The sequence below is a fragment of the Stenotrophomonas sp. YJH_SMC_43 genome, from assembly GCF_059372535.1.
Window position 1 is genome coordinate 977,416 of sequence record NZ_JCAFVQ010000002.1, and the last position, 16,151, is coordinate 993,566.

The window sequence follows — 16,151 nt, forward strand, 5'->3', positions numbered from 1 at the left end:
GCCGAGCCCATGCTCGGCCCGGTCGGCGTTACACCTGCAGCAGCTTGCGTGCGGCGGCGCGCGCTTCCTTGCTCACTTCCACGCCGCCGAGCATGCGTGCCAGCTCTTCCTCGCGCGCCTTGCTGTCCAGCTTTTCCACTGCGCTCTGGGTCATGCCTTCCACTGGCGCCTTGCTGACCCGGTAATGCGCGTGGCCCTTGGAGGCGACCTGTGGCAGGTGGGTCACGCACAGCACCTGGCGCTTCTCGCCGAGGGCGCGCAGCTTCTGGCCGACAATGTCGGCCACGGCGCCGCCGATGCCGGAGTCGACCTCGTCGAACACCATGGTCGGCACCGCATCCAGGTCCAGCGCGGCGACTTCGATGGCCAGCGAGATACGCGACAGTTCACCGCCCGAGGCGACCTTGCGCAGGGCGCGCGGCGGTTGGCCGGCATTGGCCGCGACCAGGAACTCCACGCGCTCGGCACCCTGCGGATCGGGCTTGCCGGCATCCTGCGGCTCCAGCTCGATCAGGAACTGGCCACCGCCCATGCCGAGCTCGGCGATGATGCCGGTGGTGGTGGCCGACAGTTCGGCAGCAGCGCTGCGACGGCTGGCGGTCAGCACTTCAGCCTGCACACGCCAGTCGGCGGCGGCCTTGTCGATCTCGCCGGCCAGGCGCTGCAGGCGTTCGTCGGCGCCGCGCAGCTGCTCCACTTCGGCGTGCATGCGCTCGCGCTGCGCGCCCAGCTCGTCCATCGGCACGCGGTGCTTGCGGGCCAGGTCGTGCAGGCGGCCGAGACGGCGCTCGTTCTCTTCGAACTGCTCCGGGTCGGCATCGAGGTCATCGTGCACCCGGTCCAGCAGCGACAGGGCTTCGTGCAGCTGGATCGAGGCGTTCTCGATCAGGCCGTCCACCTCGCCCAAGCGCGGGTCGTGTTCGATCAGGCGCGACAGCTCGTGGCGCACCTGCTGCAGCAGGTCCAGCGCGGAGCTGCCGTCATCGCCGTTGAGCTGGTTGCTGGCGGCCTGGCAGGCGCTCAGCAGGGCGCTGGCGTGGGCCTGGCGGCGATGGCTGGCACCGAGCGCCACGATCGACTCCGGCTCCAGGTCTTCGCGGTCCAGCTCGCGCAGCTGGTGTTCCAGGAAGCCGATCCGGTCACTCACGTCGCCCTGTTGCGACAGCGCCAGCGATTCATCGACCAGTGCCTGCCATGCGGCCGCGGCGCGGCGCACCTGGCGGCGCTCGTTCTCGTTGCCGGCATAGGCATCCAGCAGGGCCAGCTGCGACGGGCGCGCCAGCAGGGCCTGCTGTTCGTGCTGGCCGTGGATCTCCACCAGCAACGAGGCCAGGTCGCCCAGCTGGGCCAGGGTCACCGGGCGGCCATTGATCCACGCCCGCGAACCGCCGTCTGCACGGATCACGCGGCGCAGCTGGCATTGTTCTTCGTCGTCCAGCTCGTTGTCGGCCAGCCACTGGCGCGCGGCCTGCAGCTGGTCCAGCGTGAACTCGGCCGAAAGCTCGGCGCGCGCGGCGCCGTGGCGGACCACGCCGCTGTCGGCGCGCAGGCCGGACAGGAAGCCCAGCGCGTCGACCATCAGCGACTTGCCGGCGCCGGTCTCGCCTGAAACGACGGTCATGCCTGGCCCGAACTCCAGTTCGGTGGCGCGGACGACGGCAAAATCCTTGATCGAAAGATGTCTGAGCATGGGTAAGGGGGTATCAGCAGCCGCGCAACGCTAGCACGTGGGCGAGGGAGGTCCAATGACTTGCCAAGGTGATGCGCCGCCATTATCTAGTGTCCGTGTCTCACAGGTTGATTCCATGCACGGTTCTCCCGACCAGCTTGCCCCGCGTGCGCGCCATCTGCTGCGCACGCTGATCGCGCGTTACATCCAGGACGGTGAGCCGGTCGGCTCGCAGACGTTGGCGCGCGTGGCCGGCCTGGAGGTCAGCCCGGCCACCATCCGCAACATCCTCGGCGACCTGGAGGACCTGGGGCTGCTGGCCTCGCCGCACACCTCGGCCGGGCGCGTCCCGACCGCACACGGCTACCGGGTGTTCGTCGACAGCCTGCTGCAGATGCAGCCGCCGGGCGAGGGCGAGCTGGCCCGGTTGCGTCAGGAACTGGCTGGCGGCGGCAGCACCCAGGCCCTGCTCGGCAGCGCCTCGGAGCTGCTGTCGGCCATGAGCCACTTCGTCGGCGTGGTCAGCGCGCCGCGGCGCGAGCAGTTCGCCTTCCGCCAGATAGATTTCGTGGCGCTGGATGGGCGCCGGGTGCTGGCGATCCTGGTGTTTGCCGACAACGAGGTGCAGAACCGCGTCATCGAGACCCGCCAGGAGTTTGCGCCGGGCCAGCTGGAGCAGGTGGCCAACTACCTCAATGCCCATTTCGCCGGCCTGCCAATGGCCGAGATCCGCACCCGCCTGCTGCTGGAACTGCGCGACGCCCGGTCCGAGCTGGAGCAGCTGCTGGCGCACAGCATCGAGCTGGCCGAGCAGGCCCTGCAGCCGGCGGCCGACGACATGCTGGTGGCCGGCCAGACCCGCCTGATGGGGGTGCAGGACCTGTCCGACCTGGAGCGCCTGCGTGAACTGTTCGAGCTGTTCTCCAGCAAGCGCGAGATCCTGCAGCTGCTGGAGCGGACCATCCAGGCGCCGGGCGTGCGCATCTTCATCGGCGAGGAGACGGGGATGATGCCGCTGCAGGGCGTCTCGCTGGTCACCGCCCCGTACACCGCCAACGGCCAGGTGCTGGGCGTGCTGGGCGTGATCGGCCCCAAGCGGATGGCCTACGACCGCATGATCCCGCTGGTGCAGGCCACCGCCGATGTGCTCGGCGCGGCCTTTTCACCCGCCGGGCGCACTCCCGGAACATCCGACGCTTGAAACGCAGCATCCCGCCCACACTAGTGTGGGTGGAGGCGGAGAGTGACCGCCAGGGACCCAGACATGAACCACGAACAGCCAGATATCGAATCCCAGCAGAGTGCCGCTGATGCGGCTGCCGCCGCCGGCGTCAACGACGAAGTGGAGCGCCTGCGCGCCGAAGTCGAGCAGATCAAGGCCGATGCGCTGCGTGAGCGCGCCGACCTGGAGAACCAGCGCAAGCGCGTGGCCCGTGACATCGAGCAGGCCCGCAAGTTCGCCAACGAGAAGCTGCTCGGCGAGCTGCTGCCGGTGTTCGACAGCCTGGATGCCGGCCTGAAGGCCGCCGGCGACGACCCGCACCCGCTGCGCGAAGGCCTGGAGCTGACCTACAAGCAGCTGCTGAAGGTTGCCGCCGACAACGGTCTGGTCCTGCTGGACCCGACCGGCCAGCCGTTCAACCCGGAACACCACCAGGCCATCAGCCAGGTGCCGGCCCCGGGCGCGGCCCCCGGCAGCGTGGTGACCGTGTTCCAGAAGGGCTACCTGCTGAACGAGCGCCTGCTGCGGCCGGCGCTGGTGGTGGTGGCCGCCGATTGATTGACTGGGCCGGGTGATGCCCGGCCCCGGTCGAGCCAGGCCATGCCTGGCAAGGTTTTCCAGGCGCTGAACACAGCGTTCGGGAGATGGCTTGAATGTTCCACGAGCCTCCCCCACATCGTATTCATCCACCGGCCGAACGGCCGGACTGACCCCAACAAGCATCCTCAGGAGTCTCCCCCATGGGCAAGATCATTGGTATCGACCTCGGCACCACCAACTCGTGCGTGGCGATCATGGACGGCGGCAAGGCCCGCGTCATCGAGAATTCGGAAGGCGATCGCACCACCCCGTCGATCGTCGCCTACACCAAGGACGGCGAAGTCCTGGTCGGCGCCTCGGCCAAGCGCCAGGCCGTGACCAACCCGAAGAACACCTTCTACGCGGTGAAGCGCCTGATCGGCCGCAAGTTCACCGACGCCGAAGTGCAGAAGGACATCGCGCACGTCCCCTACAGCATCCTCGCCCATGACAATGGCGATGCCTGGGTGGCCACCAGCGACGGCAAGAAGATGGCGCCGCAGGAAATCTCGGCCAAGGTGCTGGAAAAGATGAAGAAGACCGCCGAGGACTTCCTCGGTGAGAAGGTCACCGAAGCGGTCATCACCGTGCCGGCCTACTTCAACGACAGCCAGCGCCAGGCGACCAAGGACGCCGGCCGCATCGCCGGCCTGGACGTCAAGCGCATCATCAACGAGCCGACCGCGGCCGCGCTGGCCTATGGCCTGGACAAGGGCGACAACAAGGATCGCAAGATCGTGGTGTACGACCTGGGCGGTGGCACCTTCGACGTCTCGGTGATCGAGATCGCCAACGTCGACGGCGAAAAGCAGTTCGAAGTGCTGGCCACCAACGGCGACACCTTCCTGGGCGGCGAAGACTTCGACAACCGCGTCATCGAGTACCTGGTTGAAGAGTTCAACAAGGACCAGGGCATCGACCTGCGCAAGGATCCGCTGGCCCTGCAGCGCCTGAAGGACGCTGCCGAGCGCGCCAAGATCGAGCTGTCCAGCGCCCAGCAGACCGAAGTGAACCTGCCGTACGTCACCGCTGACGCGTCGGGTCCGAAGCACCTGAACATCAAGCTGACCCGCGCCAAGCTGGAAGCGCTGGTGGACGACCTGATCAAGAAGTCGATCGAGCCGTGCCGTGTCGCCCTGAACGATGCCGGCCTGCGTTCGAGCGACATCAGCGAAGTGATCCTGGTCGGCGGCCAGACCCGCATGCCGAAGGTGCAGCAGGCGGTGACCGAGTTCTTCGGCAAGGAACCGCGCAAGGACGTCAACCCCGACGAGGCCGTGGCACTGGGTGCGGCGATCCAGGGCGGCGTGCTGGGTGGCGACGTCAAGGACGTGCTGCTGCTGGACGTGACCCCGCTGTCGCTGGGCATCGAAACCATGGGTGGCGTGTTCACCAAGATCATCGAGAAGAACACCACCATCCCGACCAAGGCCTCGCAGGTGTTCTCCACCGCCGAGGACAACCAGTCGGCCGTGACCGTGCACGTGCTGCAGGGTGAGCGCGAACAGGCCCGCTTCAACAAGTCGCTGGCCAAGTTCGACCTGTCCGGCATCGAGCCGGCGCCGCGTGGCCTGCCGCAGGTGGAAGTGTCCTTCGACATCGACGCCAACGGCATCCTGCACGTGTCGGCCAAGGACAAGAAGACCAACAAGGAACAGAAGGTCGAGATCAAGGCCGGTTCGGGTCTGTCCGAGGAAGAGATCGCACGCATGGTCGCCGACGCGGAAGCCAACCGCGAAGAAGACAAGAAGTTCCAGGAACTGGTGCAGGCCCGCAACCAGGCCGACGCCCTGATCCACGGCACCCGCAGCGCGATCACCGAGCACGGCAGCAAGGTCGGTGGCGAAGTGATCGGCAAGGTCGAGGCGGCCCTGGCCGATCTGGAAACCGCGATGAAGGGTGACGACAAGGCACAGATCGAAGCCAAGTCGAAGGCGCTGGAAGAAGCTGGCCAGTCGCTGTTCGCTGCCGCTTCGGCCGACCAGGGCGGTGCTGCCCCGGGTGCCGACGCCGGCAACGCAGGCAAGGCGCAGGATGACGTGGTCGACGCCGAGTTCACCGAAGTCAAGGACGACAAGAAGTCCTGATCCGGACCGACACGGGACGCTGGCCATCAGCGTCCCGTTGTCGCATCAGGGTCCTGACCGCCCACCGGCGTGTCGGGGCGCCCGACGCAAGAGCGGACCTGGTTCCGCTCTTCCGCTTTGACGAATCCCGACTTTCCGGAACCCGATTCACGATATGAGCAAGCGCGATTACTACGAAGTGCTGGGCGTTGCCCGCACCGCCACCGACGACGAGCTGAAGAAGGCTTACCGCCGCTGCGCGATGAAGTTCCACCCGGACCGCAACCCGGGCGATACGGCGGCCGAAGCCTCCTTCAAGGAGTGCAAGGAAGCCTACGAAGTACTGTCCGACGGCAACAAGCGCCGCATGTATGACAGCCACGGCCACGCCGCGTTCGAGCACGGCATGGGCGGCGGTGGTCCGGGCGGCCCGGACATGAACGATATCTTCGGTGATATCTTCGGCAACATCTTTGGTGGCGGCGGTGGTCCGCGCCAGGCCCGTCGCGGCGCCGACATCGGCTACGTGATGGAGCTGGACCTGGAAGAAGCCGTGCGCGGCGTCGAGCGCCGCATCGAGATTCCGACCCTGGCCGAGTGCGGCGACTGCGATGGCAGTGGCTCCGAAGACGGCAAGGTCGAGATCTGCAACGTCTGCCATGGCCGTGGCCAGGTGCGCATCCAGCGCGGCATCTTCGCCATGCAGCAGGCCTGCCACAACTGCGGCGGCCGTGGCCAGATCATCGCCAAGCCCTGCAAGACCTGCCATGGCAACGGCCGTGTCGAGGAAGACAAGGTGCTGTCGGTGAAGGTGCCGGCCGGCGTCGACACCGGCGACCGCATCCGCCTGCAGGGCGAGGGCGAAGCCGGTCCGGCCGGTACGCCGCCGGGTGATCTGTACGTGGAAGTGCGCGTGCGCGAGCATGCGATCTTCCAGCGCGATGGCGACGACCTGCACTGCGAAGTGCCGATCCGCATCTCGCAGGCCGCACTGGGCGACACCGTGCGCGTGGCCACGCTGGGCGGCGAGGCGGAGATCCGCATCCCGGCCGAGACCCAGACCGGCAAGCTGTTCCGCCTGCGTGGCAAGGGCGTACGTTCGGTGCGCAGCCGCAGCGAGGGCGACCTGTACTGCCGTGTGGTGGTGGAGACCCCGGTCAACCTCACCAACGAGCAGCGCAAGCTGCTGGAGCAGTTCGAAGCCACCTTCGTCGGCGAGGAAGCGCGCAAGCATTCGCCGAAGTCGGCCACCTTCATCGATGGCGTGAAGGGCTTCTGGGACCGGATGACGTCCTGAGTTTTTAACCCAAGCGTTGAACGCTAGCGCCGGGCCATGCCCGGCGTTTTTGTATGCCGTCAGCGGAAAAACGCCGCGGGTGTCTGCCCCAGCTGCCGCTTGAACATGCTGGTGAACGCGCTCGGGCTGTCGTAACCCATCGCCAGCGCGACATCGATGACCTTGTCGCCGACCGCCAGCCGTTCCATCGCGGCCAGCAGCCGCGCCTGTTGTCGCCACTGGCCGAACGTCATGCCCAGTTCGCTGGCGAAATGGCGCTGGATGGTTTTCACGTCCACCTGCAGCGCCTGCGCCCAATCCTGCAGCGTGGCGTCGTCGCCGGGATGCTTCTGGATGTGCTGGCAGATCCGCTGCAGGCGCGGGTCGGTGGGGGAGGGCAGGTGCAGCGGCAGCACGTCCATGCGGTGCAGCTCGTCCAGCAGCAGGCGCACCAGGCGGCCGTCGCGGCTGTCGTCCACATGCGCGGTCTCGATCAGGCTGGCGGCCAGCAGCAGCTCGCGCAGCAGCGGCGCTACCTGTACCGCAAATGCCTCGTCCGGCAGCTGCGGCGCGAAGTCCGGCTCCACGTATAGGCTACGCATGTGTACTTCCGCGATGCAGTCCACCGCATGGGCCATGCCGGCCGGCACCCAGATCGCGCGGGTCGAAGGCACCACCCAGCGGCCGCCGTCCGCACGCACCACCATCAGTCCGGACATGGCGAACACCAGCTGGTGACGGCGGTGCCGGTGGGGCGCGATGTGGGTGCCGGGCTTGTAGTGGCGGGCGCGGCAGGTCACTGGGCGGTGCACCGGAACCTCGTTCCACGGCGCAGTCTCGCGGACCGGGCAGGGGGTGTCCTTTTTGCGATATGCCATGACCCGAACGCGGCAGAAGGGAGGGGGAGGTCACCGTAGCATGCGTGGCTCGCCCCCAAACTGACTGTGTCCATGTCGACCCTGGCTTCTCCCGCAACGACCTCACGCCCGGTGGCCCCCGGCGTGCTGGCCGCCATCTCCACCTCGCATGTCGTCAACGACATGATGCAGTCGCTGATCCTGGCCATCTATCCGGTGATCAAGGGCGGCTTCAATCTCAGCTTCACCCAGATCGGCCTGATCACGCTGACCTACCAGCTCACCGCCTCGATCTTCCAGCCGTTGATCGGCATGGCCACCGACCGCCGCCCGGCGCCGTACTCGCTGCCGATCGGCATGGCTTCTACCCTGTGCGGCATGCTGCTGCTGGGCTTCGCACCGAACTACGCGGTGGTGCTGATGGCGGCGGCGATGGTCGGCATTGGTTCGGCCATCTTCCATCCGGAAGCCTCGCGCATCGCGCGGCTGGCCTCGGGCGGCCGCCATGGTTTTGCACAGTCGGTGTTCCAGGTCGGCGGCAACTTCGGTACCGCGCTGGGCCCGCTGATTGCCGCGGCGGTGATCGTGCCGTATGGCCAGCATGCCGCATCGTGGTTTGCCGGCGCCGCCCTGATCGGCATCGCGTTGCTGACCTATGTCGGCCGCTGGTATGCGCTGCATCTGGGCACCCCGCGTCCGGCCAGCGCCGCGTCGATGGCCCCGCGGCATCCGTCGCGCACCGTGGCCAAGGTGCTGGCGATCCTGCTGGTGCTGATCTTCAGCAAATACTTCTACATGGCCAGCATCGGCAGCTACTTCACCTTCTACCTGATCCATCACTTCGGCATTCCGGTGGCACAGGCGCAGCTGCATCTGTTCGCGTTCCTGGTGGCATCCGCTGCCGGTGGCTTCCTGGGTGGGCCGCTGGGCGACCGCATCGGGCGCAAGCCGATCATCTGGACTTCAATCCTGGGCGTGGCGCCGTTCGCACTGATGCTGCCGCATGCGGATCTGTTCTGGACCACGGTGCTGGCGGTGCTGATCGGCTTCGTGCTGTCGTCAGCGTTCTCGGCGATCGTGGTCTATGCGCAGGAGATGATGCCGCACCGCATCGGCATGGTGTCCGGCCTGTTCTTCGGCTTCGCCTTCGGCATGGGCGGACTGGGTGCTGCCGTGCTCGGCCTGCTGGCGGACAAGACCAGCATTGAGTACGTCTACCAGCTGACCGCGTTCCTGCCGCTACTCGGCATCGTGGCGGCGTGGCTGCCGCCATCTCGGCCTGCTGCTCACTGAGGGGGTTTGGTTTGCAGGGCTTGCAGCCCTGCACCCGCCGAAGCAACGTCAACGTCAACAGCAGAAGCTGGCTATCCGTGGGTTGGCGGGGTGGGTCCGGTTGAGGGGGACGCTGCAAGTACGTCCATGTAAGCTCGGTCGCCGCATCCATGCGGCTCACGCCCCCTCAACCGGACCCACCGCGCCTTCGACAGTTGGCCGCGATCTGTTGGAGCAGCGCTCTGCTCTGGTGGGTGTCGACCTTGGTCGACACATCTGTCAGATATCGAATGAATTCATCCACGCATGGCATGGATCTACCGTGTCGACCAAGGTCGACACCTACCAACAGCCGCAGTTACCAACAGCCGCATGAACCTGTCGAAGGCGGGGCGGTGTGGGTGGGCAGGACCGTTGGCGCCATGGATGGCGCCATCGAGCCCCCATGGATGGGTTTACGGCGTGTCCTGACCACCCACACCGCCCCGCCAACTCACGGAATGCCGCTCTGGCTTTTGCCGTTGCCGTTGCCGTTGCCGTTGCCGTTGCATAGAGCAGGTGCAGGGCTGCAAGCCCTGCCGAAAACCCCCTTGGGCGTAGAATGCGGCCATGAGCGAATTCCTTGATAACCACCTGGTCCACGGCCGCCGCCAGCGGCCCGACGGCCCGTCGCCGATCGATGTCATCTCGGTCCAGTCGCAACTTGTCTACGGCCATGCCGGCAACAGCGCCGCCGTACCGCCGATGCGCGCGCTCGGCGTGCGCGTAGCCGAAATTCCGACCGTGCTGCTGAGCAACGCGCCGTTCTACGACACCACCCGCGGTCGCGTGCTGCCCGCCGACTGGTTCGCCGATCTGTTGCGGGGCACCCACGAGCGTGGCCTGCCGCAGCGGGCGAGGATGCTCGTCTCCGGCTACTTTGGAAGCACGGCCAATGGTGCCGCCTTCGCCGACTGGCTGGACGACATCCTGCCGGCCTGCCCGCAGCTGCGTTACTGCCTGGATCCGGTGATCGGTGATACTCACACCGGCCCCTACGTGGAACCGGGCCTGGAAGCGATCTTCGCCGAGCGGTTGTTGCCGCATGCCTGGCTGGTGACCCCGAACGCCTTTGAACTGAATCGCCTGACCGGCATGCCGGCGCTCGCCGAGGCTGATGCCATCGCCGCCGCACGCACGCTGCTGGATCGTGGCCCGCACTGGGTGATCGCGCACAGCGTAGGCGGCACCCCGGGTGAACTGGTGACCCTGGCCGTTGGCCGCGAGGAGACCTGGCGCTGGACCTCGCCGCTGCTGCCGGTGGACGTGGCCGGTACCGGCGATGTGCTGATGTCGCTGGTGGTGTCGTTCCTGCTGCGCGGCGAATCGATGCAACAGGCGATCTCGCGTGCGATTGCCGGCACCCACGCGGCGCTGGAGGCGACCCTGGACAACGGCTTCGAAGAGTTCGACGTGATTGCTGCAGCGCCTGCCGCGCTGGCCGAAGGGTCGCGCTTCCGCGCCGAACGCGTGGCATGAGCGGCCTGCTCGAACGTACGCCGCGCACGGTCGGCATCATCGGCAGTGCCGGCGCCTACGGGCGCTGGCTGACCCGCTTCTTCCAGCAGCACATGCAGCTGAAGGTGATCGGCCACGATCCGGCCGATCCGGACTCGCATACGCCGGAAGAGCTGCTGGCGCAGGCCGACGTGCTGGTGTTCTCGGCGCCGATCCGGCACACGCCCGCGTTGATCGCCGAGTACGTGCGGCAGTCCGCAGGCCGTGAACGCGACCGACTGTGGCTGGACGTGACCTCGGTGAAGGAAGCGCCGGTCCAGGCGATGTTGGCCTCTCAAGCCGAAGTGGTCGGCCTGCACCCGATGACCGCTCCGCCCAAGGCGCCGACCCTGAAGGGCCGGGTGATGGTGGTCTGCGAAGCGCGGCTGCAGCACTGGCAGCCGTGGGCTGATACGCTGTGCACGGCGTTGCAGGCTGAGTGCGTGCGCGCCACGCCGCAGCACCACGACCAGATGATGGCGCTGGTACAGGCGATGGTGCATGCCACTCACCTGGCCCAGGCCGGCGTGCTGCGCCAGTACCAGCCGCAGCTGGGCGATCTGGCCGCGATGATGCCGTACCGGTCGGCATCGTTCGAGCTGGATACGGCGATCATCTCGCGCATCCTGTCGCTCAACCCGGCGATCTACGAAGACATCCAGTTCGGCAACCCATACGTAGCGCCGATGCTGGAGCGGCTGGTCGGCCAGCTGCAGTCCCTGCAGGCGCAGGTCGGGCAGGGTGACGACGGTGCACGTGCTGCATTCCGGGAGCAGCTGCTGTCGGCCAATCGCACTGCCTTCGGCGAGCAGGCGCTCGCGGACGGCAATTACACATTCGAACGCGTGGGCTATCTGCTGGCTGACCTGACCGAGCGCAATGCGTTGTCAGTGCACCTGCCGGAAGACCGGCCGGGGTCGTTGCGTGAACTGCTGAACGTGTTCGAGCAGCACCGCATCAGCCTGGCGTCGATCCATTCTTCGCGAACGCCTGGCGGCGAAGTGCATTTCCGTATCGGATTCGTGGCCGGCAGCGATCCGGCGGCGATCACCCGGGCGGCGGCCGAGGTGGACGCCAGCGGCATCGGACGGGTGCTGGGCTGAATTCATCCACAGGCGATGTGGATGGTTTCTGAGCAAAGGTGTGGATAACCGCGCGCAGCCCTTGGCAGCCAAGGCTGTCAAGATGCTTGGTGAAAAATTGACCATGCTTTTTTGTAGCGTCGAGCCATGCTCGACCGCCTTTGGCAAAAAGCATGTCGACCAAGGTCGACACCCACCAGAGCAGGGCGGAATGAAATCCGGTAGCGCCGGGCCATGCCCGGCGAACCTCAAATCGTCAACCTCAACTCGCCGCCACTGGTGGTGAACTCGCGGCCATCGCGCACCAGCGGCCGCCCATCATCCAGCTCGTAGCGCGGCGTGGCTTCGGAATGGTGCCCGCTGCCATTCGCCTCGGGCTTGAACTCGATGATGATGTGACTTTCGCCGTTGCTGTCGACGGCGGGGAACTGACGGAACGACATCGTGCACCTCCTTCAGCGGATGCTGCAGTTGCGCGGCCAGCTTGGCCGCGCCGATGTTAGCCGGACGTCATCAATCGATGAACTGCAGGCGTGCCAGTTCAGCGTACAGTCCGTCTTCGGCCAGCAGCTGTGCGTGCGTGCCCTCGGCGACGATGCGGCCCTGGTCCATCACCACGATGCGGTCGGCCTTGAGCACGGTGGCCAGGCGGTGGGCGATGACCAGCGTGGTGCGACCCGCCATCAACCGTTCCAATGCCTGCTGCACGCTGTGTTCGCTCTGTGCATCCAGCGCGCTGGTGGCTTCATCCAGCAGCAGGATCGGCGCATCCTTCAGCAGCGCACGGGCAATCGCCACACGCTGCTGCTGGCCACCGGACAGGCGGGCACCGCGCTCACCCAGCTCGCTGTCATAGCCCTGCGGCAACGCGCGCAGGAAACCGTCGGCCTCGGCCGCTCGTGCGGCATCCTCGACCTCGGCGTCGCTGGCCTGCAGGCGGCCATAGCGGATGTTGTCGCGGGCACTGGCAGCGAACAGCGTAGGCTGCTGTGGCACCAGCGCCAGCTGCGCACGCAGCTCGGCCGGGTCGACCTGGCGCACGTCGATGCCGTCCACGTCGATGTGGCCGCTGGCCGGGTCATGGAAGCGCAGCAGCATCGAAAGCACCGTGCTCTTGCCCGCCCCTGACGGACCCACCAGCGCTACGGTCTCGCCGGGGCGCACATGCAGGTTGAAGTGGTCCAGTGCGGCCTGCTCCGGTCGCTGCGGGTAGTGGAACACCACGTCGTCGAACCGGATCTCGCCACGCAGCGGTTGCGGCAGTGCATGCGGCTGGGCCGGTGCGCGGATCTCGATGTCTTCCTGCAACAGTTCGCCGATGCGGCCCATGCCGCCGGCCGCGCGCTGCAGCTCGTTCCATACTTCGGCCAGCGCGCCCACCGAACCGCCGCCGATCAATGCATACAGCACGAACTGACCCAGCGTGCCGGCGCTGAGGCGGCCGTCGATGACGTCGTGCGCGCCCAGCCACAGCACACCGACGATGGCGCCGAACACCAGCAGGATGGCGCTGGCGGTGACCAGCGACTGTGCACCGATGCGGCGGCGGGCGGCGCCGATGGCGTCACCGAGCGCCTTGTCGAAGCGACCGCGTTCGTATGGTTCGCGTGCATGTGCCTGCACCGTGCGCACCGCGCCCAGCGTCTCGCTGGCCAGGCTGTTGGCATCGGCGATGCGGTCCTGGCTGTTGCGCGCGACCGTGCGCAGCTTGCGCGCACCGATGATGATCGGCAGCACCGCCAGTGGAATGCCGAGCAGCGACCATGCGGCCAGCCGCGGGCTGGTGACGAACAGCATCGCCAGGCTGCCGATGACAGTGACCGTGCTGCGCAATGCTACGGACATGGTCGAGCCGACCACGCTGCGCAGCAGTTCGGTGTCCGCGGTCAGGCGCGAGACCAGTTCGCCGCTGCGGCTGCGGTCGTGGAAGCCGGCGCCCAGCTGGATCAGGTGGGCATACAGCTGGCTGCGCAGGTCGGCCACGACTTTTTCGCCGAGCAGCGACACGAAGTAGAAACGCGCGGCCGTGCCCAACGCCATCACGACCGCCACCAGCATCAGCAGGGCGAAGGCGCGGTTGATCTGGCCGCCACTGCTGAAACCATGATCGATCATCTGCTTCACCGCCGGCGGCAGGCTCAGCGTGGCGGCCGAAGACACCGCCAGGGCCAGCAGCCAGGCGGTGAACAGCCCGCTATGGCGGCGCACGAATGGCCACAGCGTGCGCAGGCTGCCGAGGCGCCGCAGCGGCGGGGTCGAAGCGGGGGCGTCGTCCTTGTCAGTCATCCTGGTCGTCGTCTTCTATGCGGATACGGTCACGGGTGGCGTCGCGCAGGCGGATTTTCAATGCGTCGACCTGATCGGCAGGCAATTCGATCCGCAGGCACACGCCATGGGCATCGAACTGTTCATCGCGCTTTTCGGCACCGAAGGCGGGCAGGGTGGCGTGCAGGGTACCCAGATCCTCGAAGCCGGCCAGCAGCTGCAGCCGGGCCATCACTAGCAGCGGCAGGCGCGGCGCGGTACGCAGGCACTCGGCGGCGGCGCCACCGTAGGCGCGTACAAGGCCACCGGCGCCGAGCTTGATACCGCCGAACCAGCGGGTCACCACCACCATCACCCGGTCGAAACCCTGGCCGTCGATCGCCGCCAGGATCGGACGTCCAGCCGTGCCGGCCGGCTCGCCATCGTCGCTGGAGCGATAGTCCTGCCCGTGCCGGTAGGCCCAGCAGTTGTGGGTGGCATCGGCCACCGCGACCTGCTGCAGGAACGCCATGGCCGCTGCGGCGCCTTCGATCGGCGCGGCATGGGCGATGAAACGGCTGTGTTTGACTTCCAGCGTGTGGCTGACCGGCTGGGCGAGAGTATCGAGCATTCCCGCCATTCTACGGGGTTGCCAGGTATTCCCGTCCGCTTCAGTCGTCCAGCAGTGGGCGCAGGTCGCGTGGCAGGCGCGCTTCCGGGTACTGCTGCATGTAACGCTCCAGGCTGGCACGGGCCAGATCGCGCTGGCCGTCGTCGCGTCGTGTACGGATTTTCTGCAGCCACTGCCGACGCGGCAGTCGTGCGTCGGCGTCCACCTCGGCCTGCACGGCGTCCGCGCTCAGGCCCGCATCGGTGCTGCGGCGCATGATGCCTGGTGCGGAACGGCTGGGAGCCTCACGCTTCATCGAGGTGATTTCTACCCGGTCCAGCGCCTGCGCCCGCTCGACTTCGGCGGCATTCGCTGCCGGTGCTGCGGCCGTGCGTGCTTTCAGCGCCCCGGACGCTACCGGCGCGAATGCCGGTGCCGGTGCCGAGTAGGCGGCGGGTGCCGGTGGCGCAGGCGGCGCCGCTGCCGGCGCTGCGGCCGGAGTGGGCGGAAGGGCCGCAAAGGAGGTATCGGCGGCGGCATCTGCAGCCATCGATCGTGTAGCCTGGGCCGGCGCGTCAGCGGACTCGGCCGGCGCAGGCTTGCGCGTGCGCGCGATGACCGGTGCCGGTGCCGGGGCAGCGGCAACAGGGCCTGCCTCGGGCGCTGCGGGCGCAGCGGCCGGTTCCGCAGCCGCCACCGCGCTGTCGGCCGCACTGCTGTCAGCGGCCTGATCGGCAGCCGCAACGTCTTCTGCAGCAGCCGGTGCCGCAGCAACAGCGGCCTCACCGGCCGGAACCGGCGGCGGTTCCGGACGCAGCTGCCAGGCGATGCCAATGGCGAACACCATCGAGGCGGCGATGCCGAACACCGCCGGCCAACGCGGGCGTGCGCGCTGCATGGGCGGCGCCTCGGGAGAGGCGACCGCATCGGCAGCCGGAGCGTCCACGGCAGCGCGGGCCGCGGCCAGGATGGCGGCGTCCAGTGCGGCGGGCGGTGCCTGATCGGCGCGACGGCCGAGCAGGCGGGACAGCTCGCGTTCTTCCGGCGTCAGCGGTTCGTCTCGGTTCATGCGTTCAATCCCGCACGCAGCTTGTCCATCGCATAGCGCAGCCGCGATTTCACGGTTTCCCGGCCTACGCCGGTGATCTGGCCGATCTCCTCCAGGCTCAGTTCCTGATCCAGCCGCAGCTGCAGCACTTCGCGCTGCTCCGGCGGCAGTTGTTCCATCGCCAGCTGGATGCGGCGACGTTGTTCGAATTCGGAAAGCTCACCTTCCGGGGTCTGCCCATCCTCGATCGCGGCCAGGCGCAGATCGGCGTCGGCCGGCGCGGCGGGGCGATGACGGGCGGCACGCCAATGGTCATTCAGACGGTTGTGCGCAATGCGGAACAACCAGGTGCTGAACGCCGCCTCGGGCTGCCAGCCGGCGCGGGCGCTGATCACCCGCTGCCAGACGTCCTGGAAGATCTCCTCGGCCAGCGCGTTGTCGCGCAGTTGCCGCAGCAGGAAGCCGAACAGGCGCTTGCGATGGCGCGCATACAGGCTTTCGAATGCGCGCAGGTCGCCACCGGCCCAGGCCAGCATCAAGGCTTCATCGGTTGGCAGTGCGCTGGCTTCCACGGCGTACAGGGTAAGGCCTGCAGGCGATGGCGCATAGCCGGTGGCGGGGGCGGGCAGGGCGAGGGTCATGGCTCGGAAGGGGCTACGGACAGCAGGAAAAACGTACGGGCGCACGATT

14 protein-coding genes are annotated in these 16,151 nt (G+C 67.5%); 7 read left to right on the plus strand and 7 right to left on the minus strand.

The genetic code is table 11. From position 1 onward, the window contains the following. Positions 1 to 28: 28 nt before the first annotated feature. The gene (gene recN, locus AC5QAH_RS11050) at positions 29 to 1,690 is read right to left on the minus strand and encodes a DNA repair protein RecN (RefSeq protein ID WP_049483096.1); all 1,662 of its coding nucleotides are present in this window, start codon (positions 1,688 to 1,690) and stop codon (positions 29 to 31) included. 115 nt (positions 1,691 to 1,805) lie between these two features. Here recN and hrcA point away from each other — a divergent pair, with 115 nt between their 5' ends. The 4 genes from hrcA to dnaJ all read left to right on the plus strand — a co-directional run bounded on the left by hrcA (position 1,806) and on the right by dnaJ (position 6,833). Beyond that, positions 1,806 to 2,870 (plus strand): heat-inducible transcriptional repressor HrcA, encoded by a 1,065-nt coding sequence (hrcA, locus tag AC5QAH_RS11055; protein WP_010484463.1) that lies wholly within the window; start codon positions 1,806 to 1,808, stop codon positions 2,868 to 2,870. Positions 2,871 to 2,933: 63 nt separating this feature from the next. Beyond that, positions 2,934 to 3,449 carry a nucleotide exchange factor GrpE gene (grpE, locus tag AC5QAH_RS11060; protein WP_010484465.1) on the plus strand — a complete coding sequence of 172 codons (516 nt, stop codon included), beginning with the start codon at positions 2,934 to 2,936 and terminating at the stop codon, positions 3,447 to 3,449. Between the two features lie 182 nt (positions 3,450 to 3,631). Beyond that, a complete protein-coding gene (gene dnaK / locus AC5QAH_RS11065; protein ID WP_010484469.1) occupies positions 3,632 to 5,557 on the plus strand; it encodes a molecular chaperone DnaK in 1,926 nt (641 codons plus the stop codon). Positions 5,558 to 5,711: 154 nt separating this feature from the next. Next, the gene (gene dnaJ / locus AC5QAH_RS11070) at positions 5,712 to 6,833 is read left to right on the plus strand and encodes a molecular chaperone DnaJ (RefSeq protein ID WP_241873885.1); all 1,122 of its coding nucleotides are present in this window, start codon (positions 5,712 to 5,714) and stop codon (positions 6,831 to 6,833) included. Positions 6,834 to 6,892: 59 nt separating this feature from the next. On the opposite strand, the gene AC5QAH_RS11075 is transcribed toward dnaJ, so the two are convergent. Then, positions 6,893 to 7,690: an AraC family transcriptional regulator gene (locus AC5QAH_RS11075; protein ID WP_053442852.1), complete on the minus strand. Its 798-nt coding sequence runs from the start codon at positions 7,688 to 7,690 to the stop codon at positions 6,893 to 6,895. Positions 7,691 to 7,762: 72 nt separating this feature from the next. On the opposite strand from AC5QAH_RS11075, the gene AC5QAH_RS11080 reads away from it, so the two are divergent. From AC5QAH_RS11080 to AC5QAH_RS11090, 3 genes are all read left to right on the plus strand, one after another. Continuing rightward, on the plus strand, positions 7,763 to 8,962 hold the full coding sequence (locus tag AC5QAH_RS11080) for an MFS transporter (protein ID WP_241873886.1): 1,200 nt from the start codon (positions 7,763 to 7,765) through the stop codon (positions 8,960 to 8,962). A gap of 588 nt (positions 8,963 to 9,550) precedes the next feature. Further along, positions 9,551 to 10,459 (plus strand): pyridoxal kinase, encoded by a 909-nt coding sequence (pdxY, locus tag AC5QAH_RS11085; protein ID WP_241873887.1) that lies wholly within the window; start codon positions 9,551 to 9,553, stop codon positions 10,457 to 10,459. Then, a complete protein-coding gene (locus AC5QAH_RS11090) occupies positions 10,456 to 11,580 on the plus strand; it encodes a prephenate dehydrogenase (protein WP_049411457.1) in 1,125 nt (374 codons plus the stop codon). The genes pdxY and AC5QAH_RS11090 overlap by 4 nt, the downstream gene beginning before the upstream one ends. A 227-nt stretch (positions 11,581 to 11,807) precedes the next feature. Here the strand turns inward: AC5QAH_RS11090 and AC5QAH_RS11095 are convergent, their stop codons facing one another. The 5 genes from AC5QAH_RS11095 to AC5QAH_RS11115 all read right to left on the minus strand — a co-directional run bounded on the left by AC5QAH_RS11095 (position 11,808) and on the right by AC5QAH_RS11115 (position 15,997). Further along, positions 11,808 to 12,002 carry a hypothetical protein gene (locus AC5QAH_RS11095; protein WP_005409247.1) on the minus strand — a complete coding sequence of 65 codons (195 nt, stop codon included), beginning with the start codon at positions 12,000 to 12,002 and terminating at the stop codon, positions 11,808 to 11,810. A gap of 70 nt (positions 12,003 to 12,072) precedes the next feature. Beyond that, a complete protein-coding gene (locus AC5QAH_RS11100) occupies positions 12,073 to 13,845 on the minus strand; it encodes an ABC transporter transmembrane domain-containing protein (RefSeq protein WP_495232340.1) in 1,773 nt (590 codons plus the stop codon). Next, positions 13,838 to 14,434, minus strand: coding sequence for an IMPACT family protein (locus tag AC5QAH_RS11105; RefSeq protein ID WP_126561084.1), 597 nt, complete (start codon positions 14,432 to 14,434; stop codon positions 13,838 to 13,840). The genes AC5QAH_RS11100 and AC5QAH_RS11105 overlap by 8 nt, the downstream gene beginning before the upstream one ends. 40 nt (positions 14,435 to 14,474) lie before the next feature. After that, on the minus strand, positions 14,475 to 15,482 hold the full coding sequence (locus AC5QAH_RS11110; RefSeq protein WP_495232341.1) for a hypothetical protein: 1,008 nt from the start codon (positions 15,480 to 15,482) through the stop codon (positions 14,475 to 14,477). Continuing rightward, positions 15,479 to 15,997 (minus strand): RNA polymerase sigma factor, encoded by a 519-nt coding sequence (locus tag AC5QAH_RS11115; protein ID WP_229301621.1) that lies wholly within the window; start codon positions 15,995 to 15,997, stop codon positions 15,479 to 15,481. The genes AC5QAH_RS11110 and AC5QAH_RS11115 overlap by 4 nt, the downstream gene beginning before the upstream one ends. Positions 15,998 to 16,151: the final 154 nt, after the last annotated feature.